The sequence below is a fragment of the Deltaproteobacteria bacterium genome, assembly GCA_016183175.1.
Taxonomy (GTDB): domain Bacteria; phylum UBA10199; class UBA10199; order UBA10199; family SBBF01; genus JACPFC01.
The window spans coordinates 1-9,139 of record JACPFC010000065.1 but is presented as its reverse complement, the minus strand read 5'-3'; the positions used below and the strand labels follow the sequence as shown (position 1 = coordinate 9,139).

Here is a 9,139-nt window from a genome sequence, read left to right as displayed (position 1 = left end):
TTGCCCCCCAAAAAGGCCCAGGGATTTTTGAATTGAAAAGAAAGCCGCCGCCCCCCCACGCGAAAGTTCGAGCCGATTTTTTTCAAAAATTCCTTTTGAGCCTCTAAATTTTCCCCACCCGCCAGCAAACCCGCATGGTGAGCCGCTCTGATGAAATTTTGGGCCGGTTCGAGCCAGCCGGTTACCCCACCCTCCAAATGGGCCAGTTTGGTCCGTAATTCCATCTCCCGGTCGACCAGCTCCTTTTTGGCGCTCCGATACTCTCCCTTGTCAATGAGCCCCTCCAGATGGGCGTGCAAGAGACGGTCCTGCTTGACCTTGAGTTGGGGCAATTCCCGATCCAGTTCCTTTTTGAACTCGTTAACCGGCTGGCTCGCTTCAAGACCCATTTGGCCCAAGGTGGTCAGAGCCTCGGCAAAGGAGTCATCCGGCAGAGCGACTGTTTGGAGCGCTTCCTTGATCTGTTGGGCAAAAGGCTCCTCCCGAAGATATTTTTTCTCCGAACAAGGCCCCAATTTTTTCGTACAGTGATAATAGGCATGCCCCTTTTTCCGCTCTGCCGTGATGGCTCCGCCGCATGTGGCACATTTGGCAAGCCCAACCAAAGAAAAATGATGTTTTTTCACCTTATTGGGCTTGCCACGCCGCTTGAGGGTCTCCTGAACCCGGTCAAACAGCTCTTTGGAGACAAGAGGCTCATGGACGCCCTGGGCACAGTCATCCTTGTACCGGACAAGGCCGTAATAGAAAGGATTCAGGAGAGTGGCATGGACTTTTGCCAGCGCAACCTTTTTCCCGGAGCGGCTCACCAGACCCCATGACGTACAAAGCTCGCGAAGTTGTTTGAGCGTGGTGCGGCCTGAAGCATAGGCTTCAAAGAGTTTGGTAATCAAAGGGCCTTTCACCGGATCGACTTTGGGAAAAGAGTAGCGCCCACCTCCCAGATAGCCCAAAGGAGGGCCGAAGGGCCACTCGCCACGCCGAAGTTTCTGACGCTGGCCGCGCTTTACATTTTCGGAGAGATTGTCCACGTAATATTTGGACTGCCCAAAGGCCATATTGAGCATGAATTTCCCCTGCGGCGTGTTCTCGAACCAGAGGGTGCAAAACTTGAGGGCCTTCAAATGCCCGATATCCAGAAAATGAATGATCCGGCCGCCATCCAATGAGTTGCGGGCCAGTCTGTCGGGGTGCCAGGCAATAATCCCATCGGCCTCCCCTTTTGCGATACACGAGAGCATCTCATCAAAAACAGGGCGACCGGGGGATTTGGCCGTCATGGCCTCGGTGAACTCACGGACAATGGTGACCTTCTCTTTGGCGGCATGCTCGCGGACCTCGACAAGCTGGCTTTCGATGGAAAGGGCCTGACGCTCCTCGTTTTCCATCGATTTTCTGGCGTAGAGGAAGAATTTGTTGGACATGACGGCCTCCTGATTTGTGGCCTTTGGGCAGGACGTGAAAGGCCCTTTGGTTTGAAAACTCGTTGGGGAAAATTTAGAGGCTTAAACCGTTTTCTTCAAGGCTTTTTTTTGAAGAAAACGGTTTTAAAAAAATCGGCTCGCAGATCCGCCTCCGGCGGAGATGCAACAAAAAATTGTGGGTCGCGCGGAAGTGTGACCCGTGATTTTTTGTTGAACTTTCGCGTGGGGGGGCGGCGGCTCTTTTTTGATTTTAAAAATCCTTGGGCTCTTTTGGGGGGCAATTCTTTTAATTCCAATCTCTTGGGGGGCCATTCGGGGGGCTCTTTTTCCCTCCTTCGTCCGCCTCCGGCGGACGATTTTTTTTTAAAACGCGCACCATTTACTAATATGCGCTCCCAACGGGAATCGGACCCGTATTACGGCCTTGAGAGGGCCGCGTCCTAACCGTTAGACGATGGGAGCGGTTGTTTTTTCCATTACCAATTTTATTCGGGGCACAGCAAGTTCAAAAAAGAAGCGGTTGCTTTCCAGGCATGAGGTCACTTTTGCCTGCGGAGATCAAGTGAGATGAGAAACTCCGCTTCAGCTGGAGGGACCCCGGGGAGGGTGGAAACGGTTTTGGCGTTGGAGAACATCTGACCGGTCATCCGATTCGAGTCGGCAGTCACATCCATCCACCAGGTTATCGTTGTGGCGAAGGCCTCGTTATCGGGCATCCATGGGGGTTTTCCCGCGAAATCGAGCCGGATGTGGTTGCCGTCGATTTGAGTCTTGCTTCCGGCAGGGATTTTGGTTTGCCCCTGGGAACTGAATTCGAGACCTTCCGGGCCCAGGACGACATCCATATCGAAAGGTCCCACCGTTCCGACAGTGCCGGAAACACTTGACCGGATTACCTTCGCCGTTCCGTTCCAATGGCCGAGATAGGAGGGTTGTTCCTCCTCCGTTTTGGGGACCGTAAGCTCGAGTTTTTCCTTTTCCCCGACCTCGATGGTCGGTGTGGCCGAGGCGGCTTCCTTGCCGTCGGGAAGGAGGACCACGACCTGATAGGCGCCCGGTGGAACCGCGGCGGTGAAGTTCCCGTTCCCCTGGGGCGCAAGCGAATTTTCAAATCCCTCCTTCCGGATCATGATCGTGACCTCCGTGGCCGGAGACCCGTCCCCCTCGTGAACCACCTTTCCCAAAATGAACCCCTTCTCCTTCGTGTCGGCCTTCCCTTCGCCAAAGTCGATGACGAGCTCGTTCCCCGCATCCTTGACATGTTTCTTCCCGATCAGGTCGTCTTTCCAGGTCTCGCGCCCCGATTTCTTGTCCGCGTCGGTTTTGTCCCGATCGGACAGGGGGAGATCGTTCCATTCGGCGGCCGTCTTCTCCGAAGGTCGGCGGGTTTCCGTGTTGTGGTACGCCGACCGGAAAGGATCGAAGATGCGGCTGGTGAGGCGGCCCGACGGATCGCGCTCCTGCACGAGCACCGCCGTGTCGGTTCCGGTGAATTTGGAGCTGGCCCCCGGTTCGGGATTGTCATCTCCAAAAACGACCTGGTTATCGACGCCGGCGCCGTCGAGAATCTCCGAGAAGGCGTACGACCATTCCCCGCAGTTTCCGGTCCCGCTACTCTTGAGGGGGGCCGCATTTTCCTTGTCCCCCCCGCCCCAAAGTAAGCGGGCAAAATCGTCGGCCTTGCGAACGATCCCCACAACAGCCGAGCTAATCACGCTTCCGGTCCCGGCGCTCAACTGATAACTACGGGCTATTTCGGGAAGGCGCGAGGCGACATAACGGGCCTTTTCGCGCGGCGTCCCATTTTTGGGAAATCCGGCTTCTTCACCAATCGCCTTTCCCAAGTCGTTGAAACCGGTCGGTGTTGAAATCGATTGCGGCCATCCTTTCGGTATCGAGGATTGATAGGCCGGTGCAGGGGGAGGGGGCGGGGCCGGGGCCGGTCTTGGAGCCGGCGCCTCTTCCTCGCTGTAACCAAGAGAGGCCCCGAAAAGGCAGAGGCCGAATAAAAGTGCCGCGACCTTCACCATGGGATTATTTTACACCTGCCAAAATGCCGGGGCAAACGGAACTTTATTTTTATTCACCGAAAAACAGGTAAGTCGAACCTGCATTCCAGTCGTAGTCGTCGTTCCAGTAGGCGCCGATGAGGATGTCGGCATATCCGGCGGCATCTCCATCGATATTGCCAGCCCCCGATACAGTGAAGCCGGCATAGTCGTAGGTTTTTCCCCCTTCGAATATGGCGTCGGAACCGGAAAGGGCAATTTTAGGGGAAAGGCCGCTTCCCCCGTAAACAAGATAAACGGCCCCCGCGGAAAAACCGCCGTTAACGTTGTAGGGGGCGCCGACAAGCAGGTCGTCGTAGCCGTCGGCATTCACATCCCCGGCGCCCGCGACGCTGGAACCGGCCCGTTCGCTTAAGGTGTCTCCCTGGAGTTTGATATCGGCACTGGAAAGCGAAACAAGACGGGTGAGGGTATCGCGGCCGAAAACCACGTAGGCGGCCCCCCCGTTACTGACCAGATCGTCGTTGTAACGGGCGCCGATGAACAGATCGTCATAACCGTCCCCGTTGACATCCCCCCCCGAGGCCACGGCATACCCCGCGCTGTCGGAGGCGTTCTCGCCGGCCAATATCATGTCCGCCGCGCTCAAATAGGAAAAACGGAGAAAGGGGGTGGTCTTCCCCAAAATCAGATAGGCGGCCCCGGAATCGTTGCCCCCCCGGTTGTTGTCCCAGGAGCCGATGAGGATATCGGCCAAACCGTCCCCGTTAAAATCGCCGGCCCCGCTTACTGCGGTTCCCGCATAGTCACTTTTATACTCGCCGAAGAAACGGACGTCGGCCCCGGTTAAAACCATGTTGGTCAGGGAGGAACTTCCAAAAACCAGATAAACGGCGCCGGCATTGAGCCGAAAAAGATCGTTTCCGGGGGCCCCGATTAAAATATCGTCATACCCGTCCCCGTTCACATCCCCGGCGCCGGCCACGCTCGTCCCCGCGTAATCGCCTGCGTTGGTGCCGTCGTAGAGCACATCGGAGGTGGAAAGACTGCCGCCGGCCAAAGAGGAACTGCCGTAAAAAAGATAGACCCGCCCGGCATTGGTGCCAGTGGCGTCTTGGTAAATGGCGCCGATCAACACATCGTCGCAACCGTCGCCGTTTAAGTCCCCGGCCCCTGCAACATCATAACCGGCGTAATCGCTTGCCGCCTCACCCGTCCATTCGATGTCCGCGGATCCCAAATTGACCGAAGAGGTGACCGGCCCGAAAACGACAAAAGCGGCCCCCGCATTGGAGGCGCCGTCATCATTAAAGGGCGCACCGATGATGACATCGTCGGTGCCGTCGCAGTTGACGTCCCCCGCGGAAGAGACCGAATAACCGGAATAATCGCCCATCGCCTTGCCGGTCAACTCGGCATCGAAATCGGCGGATAGGTCGAAAGTGCCTGAAAGTTGCGGCCAGGCTTTCGGCGGGAAAAGAAAAAGAAAGCCAAGAAAGACGAGGAAAAAGAAACGCATGGGAACCTCCCATGACCCCCTCCATTAGAAACCGCATTCAGGGAAAAAATGCAATAGGTTATTCCTCTTCCTCCCCCTTCTGCTCATAATGGCACATGTCCCGATAATCGCAGAACCGGCATTGCTTTGTATTGGCCGGATTGGGGGCGAATTGGCCGTCGCTGATTTTTTGCACGACCTCGGCAATGCGTGCGGTAACCGCCTCCTGAAGCGCCGTCCATTCAGACTCGCTGATGAGCGAATTTTTCTTGAGCACGCCGCCATCGCCCCTGCCGGCAATGAAAATGCCCGTCCGCTTCGAAAGGTCCTTAAAACCCAGGTAAAATCCCCCGGCAGGCCGGTGGTCTTTCAAAAGCAGGCGGTTGACCGCCATTAAATAAACCGGCATCTGAATCGACTCCCCCTCCCGGATGCTGGAGGTGGAATCGACATCCCCGGTTTTGTAGTCAATCACGCTGAATGTCTTGTTTTGCTCGTCCACGTCGATCCGGTCGATTCTGCCGGATATAAAAAATTCCCGGTTTTCGTGCTTGAGGCTTAAAGAGGGGATCGGTCCCTTGCCGAAATTCCATTCAAAATATGAAGGGAGGGTTGTCTTTTGTTCCCGCCGAACGAGGTCGATTTCGTCCCGCAAAAAAGCGGCGATCGTCTCCCTTGCGCGGGCGCAGAACGGCCCGGCAATCGCCTCGGGGGTTCGGCTTAAAAAGGGATCCCGTGTTTTTTCTTCTTCAATTAATATTCCGGCCTGCTCGATGAAACGGTGCAAATAGACATCGTACTCGACGGCGTCGCGGTAGAGAATGCGGCCGGCTGTATAGAGTTTTTGTAAAATCCGGTGCAGAAAATTTCCCCTCACATCGGGCGGGACGTCGATTTCCTCTTTTTTCAATTCGCCCAGCTTCAGATGGTAATGGGCGTAATATTGATAGGGGCACTTCCGATAGGTGATAATTTCGGAGACGCTGAATTCGTTTTTCCGTACTTTGGGAAAAATAGTCGTCTCCTGTCTCCTGCCTCCTGTCTCCTGTCTCCTGCCTCCTGTCTCCTGCCTCCTCTCCCCAGTCTCCACCAGCCTCGCCACCGTCTGCTCCTTCCCGTCCCACAAAATGTTTGGATGCGTAAAAACAACCTCGCGCGTCGTCCGGTTTACCGCCTGTTCCAGGCGATATTTTTCCCTTCCATGGCGATAGGCCGGAGCCTCAACAATCTCCCGCATTGCCGGGTCCAGAAGAAGATCGGTGGAATAAAAAGGGTGTTCCCCAGCGGGGGGGGGATAATAACCCTCCACATATCCGCAGACAAACAGGAGATCGAAATCGTGTCCCGGCGCTTCCTCCATGGAGACGAGTGTCACTCCTCCATGGGATGGGGGCGGTTTCAGACGCAGGCGCGAGAGTTCGTCATGACGCCATTGGGCAAGTGTTTTGTCGGGGATTTGATTCCTGAACAAAAGATTTTTTTCGAACTCCCATTCCCGGTCGAACTCCGAGGCCAAGGCGAGGGCGGAAAGTGATTCGGCAACGGCGTGTGTCTGCATTTCCAGAAAAACCGGGACCAGTTCCTGCGGCTGACGGCCCGAGGCGGCAGGGCCGCCGGCCGGATGGTCCGGATGGGGCTTCAAACCGTCCGCACACTTCTTCACAAAATGCAAAGAAGTTGCAAAAGAAGAATCTATTAAAGGGATAAAACGCGAAAGGGAAGGGGCATAAACGGGAGAATGGGGGATGCCACGGTGTGAGAACAGCTCCGAGAAGCGGCGGTGGTAAAAAGGGTCGGGGGGAAGGATGATGCCGACGGCATTGGCCTGGCCTCCGGCACCGGCCCCGCCGGCGGCACTGGCCCCGCCGGCGGCACTGGCGGCGGCGCCGACCACCCACGAAATTTCGTCAGCCGGGTCGGTAAATGACCGGGATGAGATATTTGCCTTGGTTGTCCGGCCGTGAAAATACTCGCTTTCGGCGGCGATTTCCCCCAAAAAAGTGTATGCCGGATAAAACCAGGGGTCCTCGCCCGCCTGATAGTCGAAGGAGTAGGAAACGACAATGTCCAGTTTTGGAAACTTCCGCCCCAGTTCCTTGATAATTTCCCTCTGTCCGAGCGTCAAGGGGAAGAGGCGGTCGATGTAGACGGCCTTGAGAAGTGAGGGCAATTTCAACCGGCCGGTCCTCAAGAGGCCAAGGGTCGTGGCATAAAGATCCCCTTCGTCAAAATAAGACAGCTCCTTCAAGATGCTGTTTGCATCTTCAAAAAGTTTGAAGAGATCCTCCAGTTCCGGGGTGAGATGCCTTTCCATCTTCTGCCGGGTCGCCTGGGGGGTAAGGCCGTTTTTTTTCAGGCTTACCAGGGTCGCGGACAATTCATCGACGATTCCGGGAAATTCATAGGCGTTATTCATTGTTTTATATTTATTATTTAACAATAAGTTGCGAATGATATTTCGACTGATTCTTGAAGTGGCTTGATGGAGGCGCGGGAGGTTGTGTTTCAGGAGGTTAAGCAGGAGACGTTCGAAAGAGACAACGGCAGAGCCGATGAAAATGGGGGGAGCGAGGTCGGTGGCGAGGAACCGTTTTTGATAGGCCTCAACCGAGCGGGTGGTCGGCGCCACCAGAAAGAATGAATCGGCATAACCGTCCGGGCCATATCGGCCAAACAGGCGGCGAAGGAGAAAATTGGTTTTTCCCCCGCCGGCGGGTCCGTGTAACAGGGTGATTGGCATGAGAGTTAGATAGTAAACATTTCCTTTTCAATCAAGGCTCAATCGGTTTACACTGGCTAACCCATGCGGATCAACCATCTGATCCTTATTTTTATCTGGGGCTTACTCACCGCCGCTGACGCGGGAGCCACGGAACCCAACGTCTATTCCGACGCAAAACGCGGTTTTTCGCTCGAAGTGCCTGAAGGGTGGGAGGTACAGCCGCAAAAGGAGGGGGATCTGGCGGTGGCGCTGGTTTTGCCGACGCCCTTGAAGCCCTTTAACGGCAGTATCATCTTGAGCCTTATCGATGAAAAACTTCCCATGCCCGAAAACAGGGAAGAGCTTTCCGCCATTGTCAAACAGATTTCCGGCCCTTCGGCGCAGGTGCCCAATATCGACGATTTCAAGGTCGGACTTTCCAAACTGGATCGGAGGAAGGGGTCTGCCGCCTTTTTTTACCAGGCGTCGTACAATTTGAGCCGCGTGAAATCCGCCAAAGACCGAAAGGTGAAGACGGTCAATTATCTGTTTCGGGAAAGGGGGCGCATTTTTGCCCTCTCGCTGGTGGCTCCCGCCTCGGACTACAAAAGGCTGGAAAAAATTTTCTATGGTGTTATCAGTTCCGTGCAAGTCTCCGAAGCTGAAGCCGGACCGGCGGTCAAAAAAAAGCGGACGCGTTGACGCCAAAGATTTTTAACCTGCAAGGAGGAAATGTCATGACCGATAAAAGCAAACTGATCAAGGCGGTGGTTTTGGGCATTGTGATTTTGTTTCTGGTTTTCACGTTGAGTCCCTTTGTACAAATAAACCCCGGGGAGCGCGGAGTGGTCACCCGTTTCGGGGCGGTGCAGGATGAGGTGATGGGGGAGGGGCTCCATTTCCGGATTCCCATTGTGGAAAAAGTCGTCTCTGTTGACGTCAAAACGCAGAAGCTGGAGGTGGATGCGCCGTCTTATTCCAAGGATCTGCAGAATGTGGAGACAAAAATCGCCTTGAACTTTCATCTGGAGCCCAATGCGGTCCAGAAATTGTGGCAGGAGATCGGAAGCGATTACGAATTTCGCATCATCGCGCCGGCCATTCAGGAATCGGTGAAGGCCGCCACGGCCCAGTTTACGGCGGCGGAATTGATTGTCGAACGCCCCAGGGTGAAGGATGAAATCATGCAGGCCCTGATAACCCGTCTGGGGCCGAGGCACATCACGGTCGATGATTTTTCCATCATCAATTTCGATTTTGCCGATTCGTATGAAGACGCCGTGGAACAAAAGCAGGTGGCCCAGCAAAATGCGTTGAAGGCCGAAAACGATCTGAAGAGAATTCAAATCGAGGCGGAACAACGCATTGCCCAGGCCAAGGCGGAAGCCGAGGCGATCCGGATTCAGACCGAAGCCCTGCGCGAAAACCAGAATCTCATCAAGCTTGAAGCGGTAAAGAAATGGAACGGCGTTTTGCCGCAGTATATGCTGGGCGATTCGGTGCCGCT

At 55.1% G+C, this 9,139-nt stretch carries 6 protein-coding genes and 1 tRNA gene; 2 read left to right on the top strand and 5 right to left on the bottom strand.

Features of this window, described 5'->3' with window-relative positions; all coding sequences use genetic code 11:
- From HYU99_07375 to HYU99_07355, 5 genes are all read right to left on the bottom strand, one after another.
- Window positions 1-1,424 (bottom strand): recombinase family protein (locus HYU99_07375; GenBank protein MBI2340165.1); only part of this gene is annotated, 1,424 nt, incomplete at its 3' end.
- A 390-nt stretch (window positions 1,425-1,814) separates the two neighbouring features.
- Window positions 1,815-1,886, bottom strand: a tRNA-Glu gene (locus tag HYU99_07370).
- A 77-nt stretch (window positions 1,887-1,963) separates the two neighbouring features.
- Window positions 1,964-3,454 (bottom strand): carboxypeptidase regulatory-like domain-containing protein, encoded by a 1,491-nt coding sequence (locus HYU99_07365; protein ID MBI2340164.1) that lies wholly within the window; start codon window positions 3,452-3,454, stop codon window positions 1,964-1,966.
- A gap of 49 nt (window positions 3,455-3,503) precedes the next feature.
- The gene (locus HYU99_07360) at window positions 3,504-4,952 is read right to left on the bottom strand and encodes an FG-GAP repeat protein (protein ID MBI2340163.1); all 1,449 of its coding nucleotides are present in this window, start codon (window positions 4,950-4,952) and stop codon (window positions 3,504-3,506) included.
- Window positions 4,953-5,010: 58 nt separating this feature from the next.
- Window positions 5,011-7,671 (bottom strand): PD-(D/E)XK nuclease family protein, encoded by a 2,661-nt coding sequence (locus HYU99_07355; protein MBI2340162.1) that lies wholly within the window; start codon window positions 7,669-7,671, stop codon window positions 5,011-5,013.
- 63 nt (window positions 7,672-7,734) lie between these two features.
- Here HYU99_07355 and HYU99_07350 point away from each other — a divergent pair, with 63 nt between their 5' ends.
- Both HYU99_07350 and HYU99_07345 read left to right on the top strand, forming a co-directional pair.
- Window positions 7,735-8,334 carry a hypothetical protein gene (locus HYU99_07350; protein MBI2340161.1) on the top strand — a complete coding sequence of 200 codons (600 nt, stop codon included), beginning with the start codon at window positions 7,735-7,737 and terminating at the stop codon, window positions 8,332-8,334.
- Between the two features lie 35 nt (window positions 8,335-8,369).
- On the top strand, window positions 8,370-9,139 hold a 770-nt coding region (locus tag HYU99_07345; GenBank protein MBI2340160.1), incomplete at its 3' end, for a prohibitin family protein.

Excerpts from the sequence above, each read along its gene's own strand:
- HYU99_07350 (MBI2340161.1), top strand. The coding sequence starts at position 7,735 with ATGCGGATCAACCATCTGATCCTTATTTTTATCTGGGGCTTACTCACC.
- HYU99_07355 (MBI2340162.1), bottom strand. The coding sequence starts at position 7,671 with ATGCCAATCACCCTGTTACACGGACCCGCCGGCGGGGGAAAAACCAAT.
- HYU99_07365 (MBI2340164.1), bottom strand. The coding sequence starts at position 3,454 with ATGGTGAAGGTCGCGGCACTTTTATTCGGCCTCTGCCTTTTCGGGGCC.
- HYU99_07360 (MBI2340163.1), bottom strand. The coding sequence starts at position 4,952 with ATGCGTTTCTTTTTCCTCGTCTTTCTTGGCTTTCTTTTTCTTTTCCCG.